Here is a 22,934-nt window from a genome sequence, read left to right on the forward strand (position 1 = left end):
CGGGCGCCGACGCCTTAGCGGAAGAAGACGTGTTGCGTGATCTTCGCGAGCGGATAGTGCACGCCGGGGCGGATCTTCGCGGGCAGGTTGAGCGGCTTGAGCAGCATCTTCACGCACATGTCGGCGGAAAGATTGTGCCGCACCAGCTTGTTCACGCGCGCGGTGAGTTCGCGGCTATACGCCTCGTCGCGCACGCGGTCGGGGTAGCGGCCCGCGTACACATGGCGCAATGCGATCTCCGAGTCCTCGTTCTTGATCTCCATCACGCGGCGCATGAGCGCGCCGAGCACGGCGAGACGCCCGTGCCCTTCAATCTGGTTGTACTTCTTGAAATAGTTGAAAAAGTGCTTGTAGTGGCGCACTTCGTCGCTGCGAATGTTGTCGGTGATTTCCTTGAGGACGGGCTCGTCCGAGTACTCGCCGATCGCGCGGTAGAGCGTGGCGGTGCCCGTTTCGACCACGCAGCGCGCAACCATTTCGAGCGCTCGCGTTTTCTCGAATTCCTCGAACGAGCAGGTCTTCGAATACTCTTCGATGAAGCTCTGAAAGGCCGCGTCCCAGTCGAACTCGGGCCACACGTACTGGATATACGTCTTCAAGGCGCGCCCGTGCTGAAGCTCCTCGGGCTCCCATTCGCGATTGAGCCATTCGGAGACCTCGGGGTCGCCGTTGAAGAAGACATTCAGGTTGCTGGTGTAAAGGTCGGAACCGCTTTCGATGAACGATGAAGCGGCGAGAAGCAACATCAGGTCTTCATTCGCGGCGGCGCGTTGACGGTCGATGCGGGTGAGATCGATGTCTTCGATGCGCCAGGGCATGACGTGGCGAGGCTCATTTTCGTTGCGCATTGTGTCCTACTCCCGAAGCGGCGTTTTACGCCCGCAACGCGTGGCACCTGACCGGAAGCCCCGAGGCCCGGCGAGCGGCGCCAGTCACGCGTAGCGAGCATTACTGGCCATCCCTGTTTCAATCTTAGCGGTAGTTTCGTGTATCTGCAGTCACAAAGCACAGACCGGGCCCGGCCCTCACAGTTCCGGAAACAGACGACTTCCAGGCATTACGTCATGTGACGCTCAGCCGCGACGGCGCAAACGGAATACCCACGCGGGATACCCGGTTGATGCGCAGCGGATCGAGGCCGGACCGCTCACTCAGTGCCGCGGTGCGGTAAGAACTTCAAGTAAATTCGTGAATCGGGACGGCTCCCGCCACCGCTGCGCGCGGGCTCGAATGTCAAAGGGAATATTTTTGGGGTGTGGTTTGTACAACGCAGTGACGTTGACTACACTCCAGTTCCCCGAGGTAGATCCCCGGCTGGATGCCGTTTTGGCCGCGCGCAAGCGGGCGAGGCGGCCGGTCCCTCCGGCCAGTCGATCTGCACGGTCGCAGGCTTTCGCTCATACCACCGCATTCCTGTCGCTGCGCCGCCCTGCGGGCCGCAACCGGCGACCTCTGATGCGGCAACACGGAGAGAACGATGCTGAGTCCGCATGAATTCGCCACCCTGCTGCTAGTACAGGACGCCCCCAACCAGCTCGACATGGAGCGAGAAGAACTGGACGCCTTGCTCGAACGACAGCTCGTCCAACTGGAGCGCCTTGCATCCGGCCTTCAGCAATGGCGACTAACCGAAATCGGCGACTCTGCGTTGCGCGCCATCAAACGGTGTTCGTAGCCTGCCGACCGGGCGCTAACACGGCCGCAGGCTCCTTTAGCTTTTATCGATTCGCGCGGGCGCATGGGTCGTCCGCCAGCCCGCCTTGTCGGGCACGTCCCCGATGCAGGCGCACGGCAGTAGACGTCCGCGCCTGCAGTGCATGGTCACGCGGACCCGCGCGCTTCATGCCCGCGTGACCATTTTTTTACGCTTTCGTATTTTCTTGCGCCTCGCGAGCGTCGGCTCGCGCCCGCGCGTTCTTTCTCGTTCGCGCGCCCCTACCCCGCGCGCAGCGTGGGGTCCGCCGCCGCCCGCCAGCTCAGCGCCTGCGCGCGCTGTGTATTGAGGAAGTTCACCCACTCGCCTCGCGCCTGCGCATCGCCGCTCGTGCCGAGCGTGGCGTATTGCTGAGCGAGTTGTGCCTGGAAGCCGCAGAACTGGTCTTGAGGCAACCTGCCGCGCCGATTGGCAACCCAGGCGTCGAACATGGCCGCGTAGACGCCCGGTGCATACGCCCCGAAATCGACCACCTGCGGCCCGCACATCTGCTGCAAAGCCGCGAGCGACGGCGCGCGCGCGCCGCCTTCCGGGCCCGGCGGCGCGCCCACGCACCCCGCAAGCAGCACGGCCGCGCCGAACATCGCAATTCCACGCATGAGATTGCCTCGATATCGTTTTCGACTGTTTGGGACTGACAGGAACGACCGCATCCCGACCCGGTCATTGTCGCACCGAGCCGCGCGAGCGACACCCTGGCCGTTCGGCCTGTTCGAGCGCCACGACGCGACAGACAACTTCTGAACGCCGTGGCCCGCGAGTGCGCGGCGTCCAGGAAAGCAAAAGCACGTATGATTGGGGGTTTCCACCTTCCCGCCTGCCTGGCAGGTGCACGCAAGGCGCACGCACGGGCCCCGCGTCCTGCGCCGCCCGGCCTCTCGTTTCACGCATGATCGACCATCTCATCTGCGACTGTGACGGCGTGCTCGTCGACAGCGAAGTCATCGCCGACCGCGTTCTCTTCGATACGCTCAGCAGCACTTTTCCCGGCATCGATTTTCACGCCGCCGTGAACGCGGCGTTTGGCCAGCAGACCTCGCGCTTTCTCGCCGACATCGCAGCTCGCTTCGACCTCACGCTGCCCGAGCACTTTCTCGAGACCATCGAGCATCGTTGCGAAGCAGCCATTGCCGAGTCGGTGAGCCCGATCAACGGCGTGCGCGACGCCTTGCGCCGGGTCACGCTGCCCGCCGCCGTCGTTTCGAACAGCCGTCTCACGCGCGTGCACGCTTCGGTTCGGCGCGCCGGGCTCGATACGATCTTCGGCGAGTGCATCTTCAGCGCCGAGCAGGTCGCGCGGCCCAAGCCTTATCCGGACGTCTATCTGCACGCCGCGAAGCAGCTCGGCGTGGAGCCGGCGCGATGCATCGTCGTCGAGGACAGCATTTCGGGTTTGAACGCCGCGCGCGCGGCGGGCATGAAGACGATTGCGTTCGTGGGCGCGAGCCACATCCCTTCGGGCTACGCCGACGTGCTGCGCGAGATGGGCATCACGCGCATCATGACGCACATGAAAGAACTGCCGGCACTCGTCGAGGCCGGCATGCGCGGCGAATTCGGCGACGTGCAGTCGTAACGCCACGCCCGCGCCAATCACACGCGCCGGAATGAAAACGGGACGCGGCGCCCCTCGGCGCCGCGTCCCTTAGTGCGTTCCTGGCGCGTTATTCCGCGCCTCAGGCCGGCTCGGCGCAACGCTCGCGCGCCACGGCAAGCGACTCGCGAAACGCCACGAGTTCGGCAATCGAGAGTATCGGCAGGTTGTGCAGCTTCGCGAAGTCGTCGACCTGCTTGCCGCGCGCCATCGTGCCATCGGGGTTCATCAGTTCACACAGCACGCCGGCGGGCGCAAGGCCCGCGAGCACCGCCAGATCGACGGTGCCTTCGGTATGGCCGCGGCGCGCCAGCACGCCGCCCTGCTGCGCGCGCAGCGGGAACACGTGGCCGGGGCGCACGATATCGTCGGGCCTCGCGTTCGGGGCGATCGCGGCGCGGATAGTCGTCACGCGGTCGGCCGCCGAAACGCCCGTGCTGACGCCCTCGCGCGCTTCGATCGAGACCGTGAACGCGGTACGGTTGCGGCTTTCGTTATGGGCCACCATCGGCGGCAATTCGAGCGCGCGCACTTTCTCCTCGGAGAGGCACAGGCACACGATACCGCTGCATTCGCGGATGAAAAGCGCCATCGTTTCGGGCGTGAGGCGTTCGGCGGCGACGATCAGGTCGGCTTCGTCCTCGCGGTCGTGGTCGTCCTGCAGCACGACCGGGCGGCCTTCGCGCATGGCTTGCAACGCGGCGGCAATGCGCGGCGGCACCGGCTCGGAATCGATGAACGGGAGATCGGCGGCGGCGTCGAGCGGCGCGCCCTGGGATGAAGCGAGAGTGGTACTGGCAGTAAAGGACATGTGAAACGCTCCTCGCGGAAGTTAGGCGAAAAACGTTTCAGGGCATTGCAAACAGACAGGAATTCCCGGCACGCTTCGATTGGCAGGCGTGCGGCACGCCCCGAAAATGGGGACGCACGCACATCGGCCAAAACGCTGCGGCAAACGGGCAGACATGACCATCTGCACATCTTCTTTCATCCGGACTCTAACCGTCGGCTCTGGCTTCGCACCAGATCTGCTGACCCTGCGCACGACACAATAAGGCTCGCGCAGGCGCTCGCGGGCTCGTCGGCCTGGCCTTTCGGCGCGGCCGGCATACCGCCGGTGGGGAATTTCACCCCGCCCTGAAGACGCACTGATTACCGGATCAACCGGCGGGCAAAGGATACAACAGAGTGCGCCACCGTGCAGCGCGAAAAAGTACGACTAGACAATTTTCTCAAAATGGGTTTTGTGCGGCGCCGCATCGCTGGCAGCCGGCGCGGCCGGCACGTCCCAGCGCGGCGGCGTCTCGGCGTTGAGCGTTACGCGAAAGACGCGCGCCTCGGTGTCGCCGGGATTGCGCAGGCTGTGCGGCTGGTCGGCGTCGAAAAGAATCGCGTCGCCCGTGGCGAGCAGTTGGCGCCGATCGTGCACGCTCACTTCGAGCGTGCCCTCGCTCACGACGAGGTTCACCGTTGTGCCGGGCGGACGGCGCACGCCGGGCTCCGTGTGCAGCGGCGCGATGCGCAACTCGTGAAACTCGGCGGCGGCGGGCTCCCCTTCCGGATAGAGCGCGCGCGCCGAATAGCGGCCGTCGGCGGAAACGAGGCGCGGCGCACGCTCGGCGGGCAAATGCTCGAAGCCGTTCACGGCATGACGCCGCAGGAACGCCGAAACCGAGACCTTGAGCGCCGCGGCGACCTTGCACAGCACCTTGATCGACGGCACGCTGCGGGCCGATTCGACCTGGGCGAGCATCGCGCGCGAGACGCCCGAGGCGCGTGCGAGCGCGTCGAGCGAAAGCTGGCGTTCGGCGCGCAGGCGGGCGAGGTTCACGCCCACGAGATGTTCGAGCGCCTCGTAAGATCCTTCGGTGTGCGCAATATCGGGCTGCGTATTGAGCTGTGAGTCGTGCTGTGATTCGCGCACGAGCGCGAGGGGTGAATGCATGGTTGCCTCCAGGTGCGCCGCTACGCTGCGGCGCATGAGCATGAATGGAGGCAAGACTAGCATCGCGATTTGCCGCGCCCAACGAAGTTATCTTCACACTGTTATCAGCATTGCAGAGCGCGAATCCGGGATTGCTTTCGCGCGCCGCGCATAAGGCGCTCACAGGTTCTGGCGCACGGCCACGCTCGCATTGCGCACCGGTGCGCGGCGCGCGTCGAGCCGCGCGGCCGCCCATGTAAGCACGAGCGCCGCCACCGAAACAGCCGCGGCCACCCACGGCAGCGAGTCGAGCGCCACGCCGTGCGCAATGGCGAGACCGCCCATCCACGCACCCATCGCATTGCCCACATTGAACGCGCCGATGTTCAGCGTCGAAGCGAGATTCGGCGCGGCCGCGGCCTTCGCGACCACGCGCATCTGCAACGGCGGCACGGTCGCGAACGCGGCGACGCCCCACACGAACACCGTGATCGCGGCAGGCCACGTGGCGTGGCTCGTCTTCGTGAAAACGGCCATGACCACGGCAAGCATCACGAGAATGCCCATGAGCGAAGGCATCAGCGCGCGGTCCGCGAGCTTGCCGCCCAGCGTGTTGCCGAGCGTGAGGCCTACGCCGAACAGCACGAGCATCAGCGTCACGCCGCGCGGCGAGAAGCCGCCCACCTGTTCGAGAATCGGCGCGATGTAGGTGAACACGACGAACACGCCGCCAAAGCCCAGCACGGTCATGCCGAGCGCGAGCCACACTTGCGGGTCGCGCAGCACGCGCACTTCGTGGCCGAGTCCGGCCGGGCCGCTGTCGTGATGATCAGGAACGAGCGCGGTCACGCCGATCAGCGAAATCACGCCAAAGCCGCTCACGATCCAGAACGCCACGCGCCAGCCGAACTGCTGCCCGATGGCCGTGCCGAACGGCACGCCCAGCACGGTCGCGAGCGTGAGGCCCGTGAACATCAACGCGATGGCGCTCGCGCGCTTTTCCTGCGGCACGAGCGAGGCCGCCACCACGGCTCCGATGCCGAAGAACGAGCCGTGCGCGAACGAAGCGACGACGCGCGCGAGCATCAGCAACGAATAGTTCGACGCGACGGCGCACATCACGTTGCCGACGACGAACACGCCCATCAGCAGTTGCAGCGCGCGCTTGCGCGGCATGCGGCTCGTGAGCGCGGCGAGCAGCGGCGCGCCGGCCGCCACGCCGAGCGCATAGCCGGTCACGAGCAGACCGGCGGCGGGAATCGACACGTTCAGATCGCGCGCGACGTCGGGCAACAGGCCCATGATGAGGAACTCGGTGGTGCCGATGGCAAAGGCGCTGATGGCTAGCGCGAGCAAGGGGATAGGCATCGAAATCTCCGAAAATCAGCCTGGATTGAAGCGGGATCAGTTCGCCGCGCCAGCGGGCATCGACGTCACGAACTCCACGGCCACGCCCGGCGCGAGCGCAACGAACAACTGCACTTGCGCGCTTGCGGGTACGTCAGCGAGTTCGTACGGCACGCGGTGCGCGGCCAGTCGCTCGACCAGTGCGCGCCACGCTTCGCCGGGCGCCACGCGAAACGCCACGTGATCGATGCGCGGCGCCGCGAGCGCGGACGAGCCGCCGCCCATGCGAGCGGGCGCGGTTGCATCGACCAGATGGACGACCGCGCGGCCGTTCGCGTAGAGCCAGTGACCGTCCACGCGAAACGGCGGACGCGGGCCGTCTTCAAAGCCGACGATGTCGCGAAAGAAGCGGCATGTGCCTTCGAGGTCGGGCGTGACGAGGGTGACGTGATCGAGTTGCATGGCGCGGCGGTTGTTCTGAAAACACGCGCATTGTCGCGGCTACAATCAAATTTGATAATTGGCGTAGCATTTGAATCATTTTCAATGACTTTCTAATAATCGTGCGATGGACAACCTCGGTGACGTGCGCCTTTTCGTGGAGGCAACCCGCCTCGGCAGCCTTTCCGCGGCGGGCCGCAAGCTCGGCCTCACGCCCGCGGCGGCCAGCGCCCGGCTCGCGCGGCTCGAAGCCGAACTGAGCGCGCGTCTATTCGATCGCACCACGCGCCAGTTGCGCCTGACCGACGAAGGCCGCCTTTACCTCACTTGCAGCGAGCACGCGCTGCGCGCGCTCGACGACGCCAAGGCGGCCTTGCAGGAGGGCCAGAACGCGGTACGCGGCAAGGTGCGCATTTCGGCGACGTCGGATTTCGGCCGCAATCTGCTGATGACATGGCTCGACGAATTCCGCGCTCTGTACCCCGACGTGCGCTTCGCGCTGAGGCTGACCGACACGCTCTCGAACCTCGTGCTCGAAGACATCGATCTGGCGATCCGTTTCGGCACGCCGCAGGACAGCTCGCTCGTGGCGCGCTGGCTCGCGCCGAACCGCCGCGTGCTGTGCGCCTCGCCCGCTTACCTCGCGCGCTGCGGCGAACCGCATGAGCCCAACGATCTGGCGCGCTTCGACTGCATCGTGATCGGCTCGGCGGCGGGGCCGGTGAATGAATGGCGCTTCACGCGCGGCGACGAAACGCAAACCTACACGGTGCCGCTCGACGGCGCGCTCGAATCCACGGATGGCGAAGTGGTGCGCCAGTGGGCGCTATGCGGCTATGGACTCGCGGTGAAGTCGATCTGGGACGTCGCCGACGATCTGCGCGCCGGGCGGCTCCGGACGGTGATGCCCGAGTGGCGCTACCCCGACGCCCCATTGCACGCGCTCTATCACCGCAACCGCTTTCTCGCGCCGCGCGTGCGGGCGCTGCTCGATTTCCTCACCGAGCGGTTCGCCCAGACTTCGGGCGAACTGGAGGCGCTCGTGCCCTGCCCCGATCCAGCCGCTGCGACGCAAAGCCGAAGACGCAAACGGATATAATGCTGGATTGCGCGGAAAGCGACCCGCAAACGCGCGAGGCAAAGGCGGCGTCGGCAAAAAGAAGCGAAAAGCAAAGCTGAACGTCCCACGTCGCCAAACGTCGCCCCACGCGCAATGCCAGAAACAGGATGCCAACGCCGGTCACATCGCCCGACTTCCCGCACCCCGATTCAGCCCCATAAAACACCGTAGTCCTGACGTGCAGACCGTGCATTACGCGCGTGCATCAAGCGGACAACGCCCCCAGGTCAACCACTGCGAACGGCGAAACCCGATGACCAAGAAAGTTTATGTAAAGACCTTTGGCTGCCAGATGAACGAGTACGACTCCGACAAGATGGTCGACGTACTCGGCGCCGCCGAAGGCCTGGTGAAGACCGACACACCCGAAGACGCGGACGTCATTCTCTTCAACACCTGCTCGGTGCGCGAAAAGGCGCAGGAGAAGGTCTTCTCCGACCTCGGCCGCGTGCGCGAGCTGAAGGAAGCGAACCCGAACCTGCTGATCGGCGTGGGCGGTTGCGTGGCGAGCCAGGAAGGCGCGGCGATCGTCGCGCGCGCCCCGTACGTGGATCTGGTGTTCGGCCCGCAAACGCTGCACCGCCTGCCGCAGATGATCGACGCGCGCCGCGCCTCGGGCCGCGCGCAGGTGGACATCAGCTTCCCCGAAATCGAAAAGTTCGACCATCTGCCGCCCGCGCGCGTGGAAGGCCCGAGCGCGTTCGTCTCGATCATGGAAGGCTGCTCGAAATACTGCAGCTACTGCGTCGTGCCCTACACGCGCGGCGAAGAAGTCTCGCGCCCGCTCGATGACGTGCTCACGGAAATCGCCGGCCTCGCCGACCAGGGCGTGCGCGAAGTCACGCTGCTCGGCCAGAACGTGAATGCCTACCGCGGCGCACTCACCAACGGCTCGCACGACGTGGCCGACTTCGCCACGCTCATCGAATACGTCGCGGAAATCCCCGGCATCGAGCGCATTCGCTATACGACCTCGCATCCCAAGGAATTCACGCAGCGCCTGATCGACACCTACGCGAAGGTGCCCAAGCTCGTGAGCCATCTGCATCTGCCGGTGCAGCACGGCTCGGACCGCGTGCTCATGGCGATGAAGCGCGGCTACACCGTGCTCGAATACAAGTCGATCATCCGCAAGCTGCGCGCGATCCGTGCGGACCTGTCGCTCTCCACGGACTTCATCGTCGGCTTCCCCGGCGAGACCGAAGAGGACTTCCAGAAGATGATGGCGCTCGTCGACGAGATGAGCTACGACACGAGTTTCTCGTTCATCTACAGCCCGCGTCCGGGCACGCCCGCAGCCAATCTCGAAGACGACACGCCGCGCGAAGTGAAGCTCAAGCGTCTGCAACACCTGCAGGCCACGATCGAAGAGAACGTGGCGCGCATCAGCCAGTCGATGGTCGGCCGGGTCGAGCGCATTCTCGTCGAAGGCCCTTCGCGCAAGGATCCGGGCGAACTGTCGGGCCGCACGCAGAACAATCGCGTGGTGAACTTCCCGGCGCCGCTCGCTTCGCACGCGCGCCTGATCGGCCAGATGATCGACGTGAAGATCAACCACGCGTACCCGCACTCGCTGCGCGGCGAACTCGTGCTCGCGCACGAAGACGCCTCGACGCTTGCGCATTAATTGACGCATTAATCGCGTACCCAGCCAGGAATTCAGGAGTTCAGAGACACCTTGAAGCCCAATCAGCAGCATCTGGAATTCACCGCGCCGCGCGACGACAACGCGCGGCTCGCCAACCTCTGCGGCCCGCTCGACGAAAACCTGCGGCAGATCGAGCAAGCGCTCGACGTGACGCTCGCGCGGCGCGGCCATCGCATCGCGATTCGCGGACGCGGCGCCAGGCTCGCACTCGCCGCGCTCGAAAACTTCTACAACCAGGCGCGCGATCCGCTTTCCGTCGACGACATTCAGCTCGCGCTCGTCGAAGCACGTCATCCGGCGAACTTCGGCGGCAATTCGGCGAACGACCCGCGCGGCAATGGCAACGGCGGCGTGCGCGGTAACGCGGGTGGCGCCAACGGCGGCAACGACGCCAGCGAGATCGATCCGCGCTTTCGCGGCGACCCCGATCATCCGTTCGACGAACCCGCGCGCGAAGGCGTCGATGTCGAAGAACTCGGCCCGAAGCTCTACACGCGCCGCGCCGACCTGCGCGGCCGCACGCCCGCGCAGCGCGAATACCTCAAGCAGATCATCTCGCACGACGTGACGTTCGGCATCGGGCCCGCGGGTACGGGCAAGACCTATCTCGCAGTGGCGTGCGCCGTGGACGCGCTCGAACGCGATCAGGTCAAGCGCATCGTGCTCACGCGTCCGGCCGTGGAAGCGGGCGAGCGTCTCGGTTTCCTGCCGGGCGATCTTTCGCAGAAGGTCGATCCGTATCTGCGCCCGCTGTACGACGCGCTCTACGATCTGCTCGGCTTCGACAAGACGGCGAAGATGTTCGAGCGCCAGATGATCGAAATCGCGCCGCTCGCGTACATGCGCGGACGCACGCTCAATCACGCGTTCATCATTCTCGACGAGGCGCAGAACACCACGCCCGAGCAGATGAAGATGTTCCTCACGCGGATCGGCTTCGGCTCGAAGGCGGTCGTGACCGGCGACACCACGCAGATCGACTTGCCGCGCGGCCACAAGAGCGGCCTGATCGAGGCGCAGCATGTGCTGAAGGACGTGCGCGGCATCGCCGTCACGCACTTCACGAGTGCGGACGTCGTGCGTCATCCGCTCGTCGCGCGTATCGTCGAGGCTTATGACGCGCATTCTAAAAAGGACGAGAGCGCGGGCGCCGGGCGCTAACGCCGCCGCCTGCGTCGCTTCATTGCTTTGAGCCCATGCCCCGCGCACCCAAACTCAAACTGACCGTACAGTTCCCCGCCGCGAAGGCGTTCCCCGAGCACAAGGCCGCGCTGCCGCGCGCCACCGTGGCGGCGTGGCTCAAGGCCGCGCTGTTCGCGGACGCGGAACTGGCCGTGCGCTTCGTCGACGCCGAGGAAGGCCGCACGCTCAACCGCACGTATCGCGGCAAGGACTACGCGACCAACGTGCTCACCTTCGCCTACGCGGAGAGCGAGGACGATCCCGTCACGGGCGACCTGATCCTGTGCTGCCCCGTAGTGGAGAAGGAAGCCGCCGAGCAGGGTAAACCGCTCGCCACGCACTACGCTCACCTGCTCGTGCACGGCGCGCTGCACGCGCAAGGCTACGATCACGAGGACGAGGCCGAAGCCGAGGAGATGGAAGGCATCGAGACCGAGGTGCTCAACTCGCTAGGCTTTCCCGATCCGTACAAGTAAGCCCCCGCCATGAACGACAAACGCACGCCCGATTTCACCGAACCCTCAGCACTGCCCGAGGCGGGCGATGCGGGCGTGCCCTGCCCCGGCTACCCGCCGGCGCTCGGCGAGTCGACGCTCCTGAGCGACGACGAACTGCGCGACTCGCTCGACTGCACGCTAAAAGTGAAAGGCTGGGACGGCGCAAGCGACATCTGGCTTTTCGGCTATGGCTCGCTGATCTGGAACCCGGGCCTGCCCACCGCCGAGAACGTGCGTTCGCGCGTGCACGGCTACCATCGCGGGCTATATCTGTGGTCGCGCGTGAACCGCGGCACGCCCGAGCAACCGGGCCTCGTGCTCGCGCTCGATCGCGGCGGCTCGTGCGCGGGCGTCGCGTTCCGACTAGCCGCCGAAGGCGTCATGCCGCACCTCGAAGCGCTCTGGCGCCGCGAAATGCCGATGGGCTCGTACCGCCCCGCGTGGCTGCCCTGCGTGCTCGCCGACGGCCGCCGCGTCGACGCGCTCGCCTTCGTCATGCGGCGCGACGTCTCGTCATACACCGGCAAGCTTTCCGAGGCGACGGTGCGCACCGTGTTCGGCTGCGCGTCGGGCCGCTACGGCACGACGCTCGACTACGTGCGCCGCACCGTCGACGCGCTGCGCGAAAGCGGCATGCGCGACCGCGCGCTGGAGCGCCTGCTCGCTCGCTGCACCTGAAACCGATGAAACCGGGCTCGGGGGAACGGCGCCCGCCTTTTTCGTCCACCGCGCGGCCATGCGGCATCTGCGTTAGGATTGATCCGCCAGTGTGTGCCGTGCGCGCGCCGCGTGCGCCACGACACGGTCGCGCCACAGGCATGTTGTATCCTTAACCCTCCGCAACAGCGCGCCCGGCCCAGGCGGCAAAGGGCGCACCACCATGAACGACTCCTATCCCAGTCGACGCCAGACCGACAAACCGCAGGAAAAGCGCTCCTTGCTTGAGCGGCTGACCGACTTCATCTCGCCCGAGCCCGACTCGCGCAGCGAACTTCTCGAAATCCTCCAGGACGCGCACGCGCGCAACCTGATCGACGCCGATTCGCTTTCGATGATCGAAGGCGTATTCCAGGTGTCCGAGCTTTGCGCGCGCGACATCATGATCCCGCGCGCCCAGATGGACGCGCTCAACATCGCCGAAAGTCCCGACGAATTCATTCCGTTCGTGCTGGAAAAAGCGCACTCGCGCTATCCCGTGTACGACGGCAACCGCGACAACGTGATCGGCGTGCTGCTCGCGAAAGACCTGCTGCGCTATTACGCCGAAGAGGAATTCGACGTGCGCGGCATGCTGCGCCCGGCCGTGTTCATCCCCGAGTCCAAGCGCCTGAACGTGCTGCTGCACGACTTTCGCCAGAACCGCAATCACATCGCCATCGTCGTGGACGAATACGGCGGCGTGGCCGGCCTCATCACGATCGAGGACGTGCTGGAGCAGATTGTCGGCGACATCGAGGACGAATACGACTTCGACGAGGAAAGCGGCAACATCATCGCCTCGCCCGACGGGCGCTTCCGCGTGCGCGCGTTGACCGAAATCGAGCAGTTCAACGAGGCGTTCGGCACCCATTATCCGGATGAGGAAGTCGATACGATCGGCGGCTTCGTCACGAACCATTTTGGACACGTGCCGCATCGCGGGGAAAAGGTGCGCATCGACGACCTGATCTTCGAGGTGCTGCGCGCCGACGCGCGCCAGGTCCACATGCTGCTCGTGCGGCGCGACCCGATGGCGGGGCGGCGCGAAGCCGCGCTGCAGCCGCCGGGCACCTGACGCAGCGCCAGCGCCTCTTGTGCGCCGATGACGCCAGCCTTCTTCAGGCTGGCGTTTTTGCTTCGAACGCGCCGACGCCGTGATCCGTCCCCGGAGCGTCTCCCGGTAGCGACGCGCGAAAATGCTATCGTTGCCCTCGTCGCGCACTCCGCGCTCGCGCTTTTCAGCGCGCCTTTACCGCATTCACAGCACCGCATGGCCGAACCGATCGACACCCGCCCGCGCACCGAAACGCTCACCGAGACCGCGCGCCGCGCACTACCCTTCTGGCACTATCTCGCCGCCGCCGCGCTGGGCGCGCTCAACACGCTGTCGTTCGCGCCCACGCCGCACGGCGGCTGGCTCGCCATTGCGGTCTTCGCGCTGTTTTACTTCTGGCTCACGCGCACCACGGGCTGGAAGAGCGCGCTCTTCACGGGCTGGGCGTTCGGCTTCGGCAACTTCGTGAGCGGCGTGTGGTGGCTGTATGTGAGCATGCACTTCTACGGCGGCATGCCCGCGGTGCTCGCAGGCGCGGCGCTCGTGCTGTTCTCGCTTTACCTCGGGATGTATCCCGCGCTCGCGGCGCTCGTCTGGTCGTTCTGCGCCGGGCATGCGAAGAACGGCCGCAGCGGCGGGTTGCCGTTCTCGCCCACGTGGCACGGCGCCTTCGCGTTCGCAAGCGCGTGGGCGCTCGGCGAATGGGCGCGCGGCTATGTGTTCACCGGCTTTCCGTGGCTGTCGAGCGGTTACTCGCAGGTGGACGGACCGCTTGCCGGTTTCGCGCCGATCGTGGGCGTGTTCGGCGTGGGCTGGGTGCTCGCGCTCGTCGCGGCGCTCATCGCGCAGGCAGTTTTGCGTGTGCGCGGTGCGAATCGCGAGGCAAGCGCTGCGCCCTCGCGCGGCGCGGTTGCGACGCCGGCGCTGATCGCCGTCGCCGTGATCGCGGCCGGTCTGCTGCTCTCGCTCGTTTCGTGGACACAGCCCTCCGGCGCGCCGATCCACGTGCGTCTGCTGCAAGGCAACGTCAAGCAGGACATGAAGTTCTCCGAGGCCGGCTTCACCGACGCGCTCAACGAATTCCAGAAGCTCATCACCGAAAAGCCCGCCGATCTCGTCGTCACGCCCGAAACCGCTGTGCCGGTGCTCGTGCAGGAGATTCCCGAGAAGTTCGGCCGCGATATCCGCGCGTTCGCCGACGGCACCAACACGGCCATCCTGTTCGGCGCGGTGGGCGGCACGATCACGCCCGATGGACGCGTAGTCGATTACACCAACAGCCTCTTCGGCATTACGCCGGGCCAGAACGGACTCTATCGCTACGACAAACATCACCTGGTGCCCTTCGGCGAGTTCGTGCCGTGGGGCTTCCGCTGGTTCGTCAATCTCATGAACATCCCGCTCGGCGACTTCGCGCGCGGGGCGCCCGTGCAGCCGCCCTTGCGCGTGCACGGCGAACTCGTGGCCGTGAACATCTGCTACGAGGACATCTTCGGCGAGGAGATCGCGCGCACCGTGCGCGAGAGCCCGGCGTCGCCTGGCATCCTCATCAACTCGACGAACCTCGCGTGGTTCGGCGACACCATCGCGCTCGACCAGCACTTGCAGATCGCGCGCATGCGCTCGCTCGAAACCGGCCGCCCGATGCTGCGCGCGACCAACACGGGCGCGACCGCCGCCATCGACGCGAACGGCCGCGTGATCGCGCGCCTGCCCACGTTCACCGTGGGCTCGCTCGACGTGAAGGTAGAAGGCACGAGCGGCTTCACGCCCTACGTGACGAGCGGCAACAACACGGTGATCGCCATTTCGTTGCTGCTGCTGGCGCTCGGCTTTGCGTTCGGACCGGCCTTCAAGGGCGCGAAGAAACGCACGCCGGCGAACGGGAAATAAGAGGCACGCAACGCAGCACCACGGGCGGCAACCACGCCGCTGCCGGGCGCCGGAACCTCGTCCAGGTCTCAAGGCTCCGGCAATCCGGTAAAATTCAACGTTTTAGCACCTGGCCGCCTCCCGGCCCGGGCCACGCAAGGGAAAGGGCGACGCGGAAAAACGCTGGTATGGCCGCCGCGCTCGCCGCTCGCCCAGGCTCCGGCCGCCGGATTCCGCCCCCGAAAGCCCGAAAGACACTGCAGGCACACATGCTCACGTTTCAGCAAATCATCCTGACGCTCCAGTCTTACTGGGACAAGCAGGGCTGCGCCCTGCTCCAGCCGATCGACATGGAAGTCGGCGCCGGCACCTCGCACGTCCACACCTTCCTGCGCGCAATCGGCCCCGAGCCGTGGCGCGCGGCCTACGTGCAGCCCTCGCGCCGCCCGAAAGACGGCCGCTACGGCGAGAACCCGAACCGTCTGCAGCACTATTACCAGTACCAGGTCGTTCTCAAGCCCGCGCCCGAGAACATTCTCGACCTGTACCTCGGCTCGCTCGAGGCGCTCGGCTTCGACCTGAAGCAAAACGACGTGCGCTTCGTCGAGGACGACTGGGAAAACCCCACGCTCGGCGCCTGGGGGCTCGGCTGGGAAGTGTGGTTGAACGGCATGGAAGTCACGCAGTTCACCTACTTCCAGCAGGTGGGCGGTATCGACTGCAAGCCGGTGCTCGGCGAAATCACCTACGGTCTCGAGCGGCTCGCGATGTATCTGCAGAAGGTCGAGAACGTCTACGATCTCGTCTGGACCGAGTGGGAAGAGCAAGGCCCGAACGGCCCTGAAGTGCGCCGCCTCACCTATGGCGACGTCTATCACCAGAACGAAGTCGAGCAATCGACCTACAACTTCGAGCACGCGAACGTCGACCTGCTGTTCACGTTCTTCAACGCGTACGAGAGCGAAGCGAAGCGCATGATCGACCTGCAGCTCGCGCTGCCCGCCTACGAGCTTGTGCTCAAGGCCGGCCACACGTTCAACCTGCTCGACGCGCGCGGCGCGATCTCCGTGACGGAGCGCGCGGCGTACATCGGCCGCATTCGCGCGCTTTCGCGCAGCGTGGCGCAGTCGTACTACGAGTCGCGCGAAAAGCTCGGCTTCCCGATGCTCGGCAACCCCGTGCACGGCGTGCCCGGCCTCACCACCGACGAACAGGACGCCGCGATGCCCGCCTGGGCGCCGCCGCTGAAGGTCGAACGCAAGTTCGACGAGGAATGACCGGATCTCAAGAACAATGACGCAAGCTCATCACGCCACTCTCCTCGTCGAACTGCTGACCGAGGAACTGCCGCCGAAGGCCCTCGCGCGCCTTGGCGACGCGTTCGCCGAAGGCATCGCGCAACGCCTCGCCGCGCGCGACCTGATCGAAGGCGATCTCTCGTTCGAACGTTACGCTACGCCGCGCCGCCTCGCTGTCACGATCAGGAACGTGCGCAGCGTCGCGCCCGAAAAGCAGGTGCGCGAAAAGGTGCTGCCCGTTTCGGTCGCGCTCGACGCAAGCGGCCAGCCCACCGCGCCGCTCGCCAAGAAGCTCGCGGCGCTCGGCTTCCCCGACTTCCCCGTTAGCGACCTCGAACGCGCGAGCGACGGCAAGAACGAAGCGTTCTTCCTGCGCTATTCGGCGCCGGGCGCCACGCTCGCCGACGGCCTGCAAGCCGTGCTCGACGAAGCGCTCGGCAAGCTGCCGATTCCGAAGGTCATGACGTATCAACGCCCGGACGGCAGCAACGTGCAGTTCGTGCGCCCCGTGCACCGCCTCACGGTGCTGCACGGCGACCAGATCGTGCCGGTCACGGCATTCGGCGTGGACGCCGACGACACCACGCGCGGCCACCGCTTCCTCTCCGAAGGCTTCATCGCTATCCAGCATGCCGACGAGTACGCGCACACGCTTCAGCACAAGGGCTTCGTGATCGCGAGCTACGCCGAGCGCCGCGAGTCGATCCGCGCGCAACTCGTCGAACAGGCCGGCGGCGACAAGGTCGTGATGCCGGATTCGCTGCTCGACGAAGTGAATTCGCTCGTCGAATGGCCGGTTGTCTACGCATGCAAGTTCGAGGACGAATTCCTGCAAGTGCCGCAGGAATGCCTGATCCTCACGATGCAGACGAACCAGAAGTATTTCGCGCTCACCGACGACGAAGGGCGCCTGCGCTCGCGCTTTTTGATCGTCTCGAACATCGCGACGCAAACGCCCGACGAGATTGTCGAAGGCAACGAGCGCGTGGTGCGCCCGCGTCTGGCCGACGCGAAGTTCTTCTTCGAGCAGGACAAGAAGAAGCCGCTGGCCGACCGTGTGCCGCTGCTCGCGAACGTGGTGTATCACAACAAACTCGGCTCGCAGTTGCAGCGCGTGGAGCGCCTCGAAGCGCTCGCAGGTCAGATCGCGTTGATGTGCAGCGCCAATATCGCGCTCGCGGAACGCGGCGCACGCCTTGCGAAGGCCGACCTGCTGACCGACATGGTGGGCGAATTCCCCGAGCTGCAAGGCACGATGGGCACGTACTACGCGCGCCACGACGGCGAGCCCGAAGAAGTGGCGATTGCGTGCTCCGAGCACTATCAGCCGCGCTTCTCCGGCGACACGCTGCCCGCCACCACGACGGGCACGATCGTCGCGCTCGCGGACAAGCTGGAAACGCTCGTCGGCATCTGGGGCATCGGCCTCGCGCCGACCGGCGAGAAAGACCCGTTCGCGCTGCGCCGCCACGCGCTGGGCGTGCTGCGCATTCTCGTCGAGAAGCAATTGCCGCTCGATCTCGTCGACCTGCTGCGCGCCACGTACGCGCAATTCGCGGGCATCGAAGCCGTGACGGAATCGACTCAGGCCATCTACGAGTTCTGCATGGACCGCCTGCGCGGCATGCTGCGCGAGCGCGGCTACGCGGCCACCGAAGTCGACGCGGTGCTCGCGCTAAACCCCACGCGTTTCGACGACATCGTCTCGCGTCTGGACGCGGTACGCGAATTCGCGGCGCTCGCGGAAGCGGCCTCGCTCGCGGCGGCCAACAAGCGTATCTCGAACATCCTCAAGAAGTCCGAGGGCGCCGAAGACGCCGGCGTGCAGATCGCCCTTTTCGTCGAAGCCGCCGAGAAGGCGCTTTACGCGCAGCTCGAACAGGTCGCGCCGCGCGTGGAAACGCAACTCGCCGCACGCGAGTACACGGGCGCGCTCACCGCGCTCGCGGCCCTGCGCGAAACGGTGGATACGTTCTTCAACGACGTGATGGTCAACGCCGAAGATCCGGCGCTGCGTGCGAACCGCCTCGCGCTGCTCAAGGCGCTGCATCGCCAGATGAACAGCGTCGCGGACATCTCGCGCCTCGCTGCATAAGCCGAACCGAGCGGAACCGACCAGAACGCCATGCCGAACAGCACTACCAGAAAACTCGTGATCCTCGACCGCGACGGCGTGATCAACGTCGACTCCGACGCGTTCATCAAGTCGCCGGACGAATGGGTTGCGATACCCGGCAGCCTCGAAGCGATCGCGCGCCTGAACCAGGCGGGCTATCGCGTCGCGGTGGCGTCGAACCAGTCGGGCATCGGGCGCGGACTGTTCGACATGGCCGCGCTCAACGCCATGCACGCGAAGATGCACCGCCAGGCCGCGGCCGTGGGCGGACGCATCGACGCCGTGTTCTTCTGCCCGCATACCGCGCAGGACCATTGCGAGTGCCGCAAGCCGCAGCCGGGCATGCTCAAGATGATCGCGGAACGCTTCGAGATCGATCCCGCCGATACGCCGGTGGTGGGCGACTCGCTGCGCGACCTGCAGGCGGGCGCGGCGCTCGGCTTTCGCACGCACCTCGTGCGCTCGGGCAAAGGCGAAAAAACGCTCGCCGCCGGCGGCTTGCCCGAAGGCACGACGATCCACGACGACCTGCGCGCCTTCGCGCTCGACTTTCTCGCGAACGCCGCCGCGTAAAAGCGCAGGCGGCTCACGCGAACATTAACCCGGCTCGACCGATGCGCTTTCTCCGCTCCCTGCTGCTGTTCATCTACTTCATCGTCTACACGATGCCGTATGCAACGGCTTGCTTTATCGCGTTCCCGTTCATGAATGCGACCCGGCGCTACTGGATGGCCGTGGGCTGGTGCCGCTCCACGCTCTTCGTCGCGCGCCACCTCAACGGCATTCGCTACCGCATCGAAGGCATGGAGAACCTGCCTAACGGGCCGGCCGTGCTGCTCTCGAAGCACCAGTCCGCCTGGGAGACGCTCGCGTTTCCCGCGCTCATGCCGCGACCGCTGTGCTACGTGTTCAAGCGCGAACTGATGTTCGTGCCGTTCTTCGGCTGGGCGCTCGGCATGCTGAAGATGGTTCACATCAACCGCAAGGAAGGCAAGAACGCGTTCACCTCGGTGATACGCCAAGGCAAGCTGCGCATGGCGGAAGGCGCGTGGGTGATCATGTTCCCCGAAGGCACGCGCATACCGGTGGGCAAGACCGGCAAGTACAAGACCGGCGGCCCGCGCTTCGCCATCGAAACGGGCGCGCCCGTGGTGCCGATCGCGCACAACGCTGGCCACGTCTGGCCCCGGAACTCGTTCATCAAATATCCGGGTATAGTCACGGTGTCGATCGGCAAGCCGATCGAGACGACCGGACTCACGCCCGACGAAGTGAACACGCGCGTGGAAAAGTGGATCGAAGCGGAAATGCGGCGCATCGATCCTGAAGCGTATCGCGAAACGGATGACGCAGCGGCGAAAGCGGCGGGGATTTGAGGCGCGGATGCTGGAAGTGCTGGGTCGCGTTGCGCGCGGAGTTGGCGCGCGATTGCGGGCGTTGCTTGCCGCACGGCTGAGCATGCCGCGCAACGCTGCTGCGCCCGAAGCACCACGCAAACGCCCCGCGAAAAATGGCAACCGCCCACGTCGCGCACGCGCATCCGCACCAGGCCTGACGATGCAGAAGTCCTCCCCGCTGTGCCCACTTGCGGCACTTGAAAACCGGCAGCTCGACTTGCCGCTCTTTGCTGAACCGGCGCCTGTTGCGGCGCCTGATGCACCTTCTCCCTCTCTCGCACCTCAGGCTGCGCCTTCGCCGTCGCCCTCGCCTGAAAAGCCGGGCAAGGCGCCGCTCGCGCCAGACGGCACGCGGCTTCGCACTCTCACGCTTGGCGCGCGCACGCTGCATTACCGGCTCAAGCGCTCGTCTCGCAAATCGATTGGATTCGTGATCGACGGGACTGGGCTTAGCATCACGGCGCCCAGGTGGGTCACAATCGCGGATATCGAGACCGCTATCGCCGAAAAGCAGCGGTGGATCTTCGCCAAGATTGCCGAGTGGCAGACGCGCACGGAGCAACGGGCATTGCCGCGCGTGGAATGGAGCGATGGGGCTGAACTGCCTTATCTTGGCACGCCGATTACGGTGAAGCTCGGAGCTTCTTTGCTCGCGTTCGATGAGGTGACGCGTGTACTTGCGTTGCCGTTGCCTCCGCTTGCCGAGGCCCAGCAGATCAAGGATCGCGTGACTGGGTGGCTTCAAGGCGAAGCGACGCGGGTTTTTGGCGAGCGGCTTGACGTGTATGCGGAGAAGCTTGGGGTCTCGTTTCGGTCCTATGCGCTTTCTTCGGCCGCTACAAGGTGGGGGAGCTGTTCAAGCGAAGGACGGATTCGCTTGAACTGGCGGTTGATTCATTTTCCGCTTTCGGTTGTGGACTATGTTGTCGCGCATGAACTCGCGCATTTGCGGGAGATGAATCATAGTCCCAGGTTCTGGCAGACGGTGGAGTCGATTTTTCCGGAGTTTCGGGAGGCGAGGAAGCAGTTGAAGCAGCATCCGGTGGAGATGTGAGAATCTGCTACTCCGTGCTACCCGCACAGAGGATGAGCTAACGCAGAAATTCAGACTGTTTCAGACGCCTCTGATATCGCTATTGGCGGTAAAGGCGATAGGGTGAATGCCCCGGTTCGGGACGTCCTTAGTGCGAAGACTTCCGCGCGTGACGCGATAGCACTTCTCGAGAATCGGGGGTGGGCACACCGTTGCCCATTCATTTCAACACCCGATTTCCCGGAGGCTTCTGGATTCATGAAAGTCACTATCGTTGGTAGCGGCTACGTTGGCCTGGTTACAGGGGCGTGTCTTGCCGAACTTGGCAATCACGTGCTGTGCCTTGACGTTGACCAGTCCAAAATCGACCTGCTCAACAATGGCGGCGTGCCCATTTACGAACCCGGACTTGGTGAGATCATCGCGCGTAATCGCGAGGCGGCCCGCCTGGAATTCTCGACCAACATCGAACACGCCGTGATGCACGGTGACATCCAGTTCATCGCCGTTGGGACGCCTCCGGACGAAGACGGCTCCGCAGATCTTCAGTACGTCCTCGCAGCGGCGCGCAACATCGGCCAATACATGACTGAGTTCAAGGTCATTGTCGATAAATCGACAGTCCCGGTCGGCACGGCCGACAAGGTGAGCAGCGTCATCGCAGAAGAGTTGGCGAAACGTGGAGCAGCATCGCAATACGCAGTGGTGTCGAATCCGGAGTTCCTCAAGGAAGGGGCAGCCATAGAGGATTTCATGCGGCCAGACCGGATCGTGATTGGTCACGAGTCCGACGTGGAGGGTCTGCGCGCGAAGAGTCTCATGGAGCAGCTCTATGCGCCTTTCAATCGGAACCATCAACGCACGCTGCACATGGACGTGCGCTCGGCCGAATTCACGAAGTACGCGGCCAACGCCATGCTAGCCACGCGAATTTCATACATGAACGAACTCGCGAATCTTGCCGACAGAATCGGTGCAGATATCGAACAGGTGCGGCGCGGCATTGGATCCGATCCGCGGATAGGGTATAGCTTCCTTTACGCAGGATGCGGCTATGGCGGGTCCTGCTTCCCGAAGGACGTGCAGGCACTTGTACGCACCGCTGAAGACGCCGGCATGGGGCTGAAGATCCTCACAGCCGTGGAAGAAGTGAATAATCGCCAGAAAACCGTGCTGGTCGACAAGATTAATCACCATTTCAATGGAAATCTAAAAGGCAAGCACTTCGCCGTCTGGGGACTCGCTTTCAAACCGAACACCGACGATATGCGTGCTGCTACCAGCCGCCTGCTCATCGCTGCATTGGTTCGTGGCGGAGCCTCGGTGAGCGCCTACGATCCCGTTGCACTCGACGAGGCACGGCATCGCCTCGCGGAAGACCTCGGTCCGGACGATTTCGAACGCGTCAGGTTTATGCGCGAACGAGATGCCGTTCTGAAGCACGCCGATGCGCTGGTGATACTCACGGAATGGAAGGAATTCCGGTGCCCGGATTTCGAAAGCATGAAATCAATGCTCAAGGAGCCCGTCGTATTTGATGGGCGGAACCTGTATGAACCTGCGGCGATGCGCTCGAATGGGTGGACCTACTACACGATCGGACGGGACGCGGCGCCAAGTTTAGCGTTTTGACACATGAGAAAGCTCACTAGAGTAACTTTCGTCGCGGCACTGGTATTCGTCAGTTCGGCGGCGATGGCGGATTCTGGAGACCAACTGTTGCCCTCGTATCGCGGTCGCGATAGCTCGCAGGCCATTGGTGAATCAGCAGGGTCAGCGGACCATGGTAGCCGGCTGGGTGGCTCGTTGGGCACCGCAGGGTCGGCGCTGCCTGACGGAGGCAGTTCCGATCAGGACGCGATGAAAATGGACCCGCTGCTGGGTGCGCCCGATGACTATGAGGCTCGCTACGCGTCCTCGACAAGTTCGAAGCTTGAAGATCGCTTGAATGGGCTGGATAGTGAGCCCTCCCAAACCTCGCCCTCCCGGTCGGGAAGG

Annotated in this window: 21 protein-coding genes and 1 riboswitch; of the genes, 15 read left to right on the top strand and 6 right to left on the bottom strand. The window is 64.9% G+C overall.

Features of this window, described 5'->3' with window-relative positions; genetic code table 11:
• Nucleotides 1-14: 14 nt before the first annotated feature.
• On the bottom strand, nt 15-848 hold the full coding sequence (locus tag U5768_RS21565) for a ferritin-like domain-containing protein (protein ID WP_322032422.1): 834 nt from the start codon (nt 846-848) through the stop codon (nt 15-17).
• A 629-nt stretch (nt 849-1,477) separates the two neighbouring features.
• Here U5768_RS21565 and U5768_RS21570 point away from each other — a divergent pair.
• On the top strand, nt 1,478-1,675 hold the full coding sequence (locus tag U5768_RS21570) for a hypothetical protein (protein ID WP_028205977.1): 198 nt from the start codon (nt 1,478-1,480) through the stop codon (nt 1,673-1,675).
• A gap of 260 nt (nt 1,676-1,935) precedes the next feature.
• Here the strand turns inward: U5768_RS21570 and U5768_RS21575 are convergent, their stop codons facing one another.
• Nucleotides 1,936-2,313 carry a hypothetical protein gene (locus tag U5768_RS21575; protein ID WP_322032423.1) on the bottom strand — a complete coding sequence of 126 codons (378 nt, stop codon included), beginning with the start codon at nt 2,311-2,313 and terminating at the stop codon, nt 1,936-1,938.
• Between the two features lie 290 nt (nt 2,314-2,603).
• On the opposite strand from U5768_RS21575, the gene U5768_RS21580 reads away from it, so the two are divergent.
• Entirely contained in the window at nt 2,604-3,290 is a 687-nt protein-coding gene (locus U5768_RS21580) for an HAD family hydrolase (RefSeq protein WP_322032424.1), read from the top strand.
• Between the two features lie 100 nt (nt 3,291-3,390).
• Here the strand turns inward: U5768_RS21580 and ribB are convergent, their stop codons facing one another.
• From ribB to U5768_RS21600, 4 genes are all read right to left on the bottom strand, one after another.
• Nucleotides 3,391-4,119, bottom strand: a complete 729-nt coding sequence (gene ribB, locus U5768_RS21585) for a 3,4-dihydroxy-2-butanone-4-phosphate synthase (RefSeq protein ID WP_322032425.1) — start codon at nt 4,117-4,119, stop codon at nt 3,391-3,393.
• A gap of 164 nt (nt 4,120-4,283) precedes the next feature.
• Nucleotides 4,284-4,457: riboswitch (FMN riboswitch) on the bottom strand.
• 70 nt (nt 4,458-4,527) lie between these two features.
• On the bottom strand, nt 4,528-5,253 hold the full coding sequence (locus U5768_RS21590) for an XRE family transcriptional regulator (RefSeq protein WP_322032426.1): 726 nt from the start codon (nt 5,251-5,253) through the stop codon (nt 4,528-4,530).
• A gap of 159 nt (nt 5,254-5,412) precedes the next feature.
• Nucleotides 5,413-6,600 (bottom strand): MFS transporter, encoded by a 1,188-nt coding sequence (locus U5768_RS21595; protein ID WP_322032427.1) that lies wholly within the window; start codon nt 6,598-6,600, stop codon nt 5,413-5,415.
• Nucleotides 6,601-6,636: 36 nt separating this feature from the next.
• Nucleotides 6,637-7,041, bottom strand: coding sequence for a VOC family protein (locus U5768_RS21600; protein WP_322032428.1), 405 nt, complete (start codon nt 7,039-7,041; stop codon nt 6,637-6,639).
• Nucleotides 7,042-7,147: 106 nt separating this feature from the next.
• Here U5768_RS21600 and U5768_RS21605 point away from each other — a divergent pair, with 106 nt between their 5' ends.
• The 13 genes from U5768_RS21605 (at nt 7,148) to U5768_RS21665 (ending at nt 22,568) form a co-directional block, all read left to right on the top strand.
• On the top strand, nt 7,148-8,119 hold the full coding sequence (locus tag U5768_RS21605) for a LysR family transcriptional regulator (protein ID WP_322032429.1): 972 nt from the start codon (nt 7,148-7,150) through the stop codon (nt 8,117-8,119).
• Nucleotides 8,120-8,393: 274 nt separating this feature from the next.
• Nucleotides 8,394-9,767 carry a tRNA (N6-isopentenyl adenosine(37)-C2)-methylthiotransferase MiaB gene (gene miaB, locus U5768_RS21610; RefSeq protein ID WP_322032430.1) on the top strand — a complete coding sequence of 458 codons (1,374 nt, stop codon included), beginning with the start codon at nt 8,394-8,396 and terminating at the stop codon, nt 9,765-9,767.
• 51 nt (nt 9,768-9,818) lie between these two features.
• Nucleotides 9,819-10,949 carry a PhoH family protein gene (locus tag U5768_RS21615; protein ID WP_322032431.1) on the top strand — a complete coding sequence of 377 codons (1,131 nt, stop codon included), beginning with the start codon at nt 9,819-9,821 and terminating at the stop codon, nt 10,947-10,949.
• Nucleotides 10,950-10,984: 35 nt separating this feature from the next.
• A complete protein-coding gene (gene ybeY, locus U5768_RS21620) occupies nt 10,985-11,446 on the top strand; it encodes an rRNA maturation RNase YbeY (RefSeq protein ID WP_322032432.1) in 462 nt (153 codons plus the stop codon).
• Between the two features lie 9 nt (nt 11,447-11,455).
• Nucleotides 11,456-12,145 (top strand): gamma-glutamylcyclotransferase, encoded by a 690-nt coding sequence (locus U5768_RS21625; protein WP_322032433.1) that lies wholly within the window; start codon nt 11,456-11,458, stop codon nt 12,143-12,145.
• 202 nt (nt 12,146-12,347) lie between these two features.
• The gene (locus U5768_RS21630; RefSeq protein ID WP_322032434.1) at nt 12,348-13,241 is read left to right on the top strand and encodes an HlyC/CorC family transporter; all 894 of its coding nucleotides are present in this window, start codon (nt 12,348-12,350) and stop codon (nt 13,239-13,241) included.
• 195 nt (nt 13,242-13,436) lie between these two features.
• Complete coding sequence (gene lnt, locus U5768_RS21635; protein WP_322032435.1) at nt 13,437-15,113, top strand: apolipoprotein N-acyltransferase; 1,677 nt, start codon at nt 13,437-13,439, stop codon at nt 15,111-15,113.
• Nucleotides 15,114-15,361: 248 nt separating this feature from the next.
• Nucleotides 15,362-16,369: a glycine--tRNA ligase subunit alpha gene (gene glyQ / locus U5768_RS21640; protein WP_322032436.1), complete on the top strand. Its 1,008-nt coding sequence runs from the start codon at nt 15,362-15,364 to the stop codon at nt 16,367-16,369.
• A gap of 16 nt (nt 16,370-16,385) precedes the next feature.
• A complete protein-coding gene (glyS, locus tag U5768_RS21645) occupies nt 16,386-18,485 on the top strand; it encodes a glycine--tRNA ligase subunit beta (RefSeq protein ID WP_322032437.1) in 2,100 nt (699 codons plus the stop codon).
• Nucleotides 18,486-18,515: 30 nt separating this feature from the next.
• On the top strand, nt 18,516-19,079 hold the full coding sequence (gmhB, locus tag U5768_RS21650; protein WP_322032438.1) for a D-glycero-beta-D-manno-heptose 1,7-bisphosphate 7-phosphatase: 564 nt from the start codon (nt 18,516-18,518) through the stop codon (nt 19,077-19,079).
• A 41-nt stretch (nt 19,080-19,120) separates the two neighbouring features.
• Nucleotides 19,121-19,882, top strand: coding sequence for a lysophospholipid acyltransferase family protein (locus U5768_RS21655; RefSeq protein ID WP_322032439.1), 762 nt, complete (start codon nt 19,121-19,123; stop codon nt 19,880-19,882).
• Nucleotides 19,883-20,063: 181 nt separating this feature from the next.
• Entirely contained in the window at nt 20,064-20,957 is an 894-nt protein-coding gene (locus U5768_RS21660; protein WP_322032482.1) for a SprT family zinc-dependent metalloprotease, read from the top strand.
• 237 nt (nt 20,958-21,194) lie between these two features.
• On the top strand, nt 21,195-22,568 hold the full coding sequence (locus tag U5768_RS21665) for a UDP-glucose/GDP-mannose dehydrogenase family protein (RefSeq protein ID WP_322032440.1): 1,374 nt from the start codon (nt 21,195-21,197) through the stop codon (nt 22,566-22,568).
• Nucleotides 22,569-22,934 lie beyond the last annotated feature (366 nt).

Origin of the sequence: Paraburkholderia sp. J76 (assembly GCF_905220295.1) — a bacterium.
GTDB lineage: Bacteria > Pseudomonadota > Gammaproteobacteria > Burkholderiales > Burkholderiaceae > Paraburkholderia.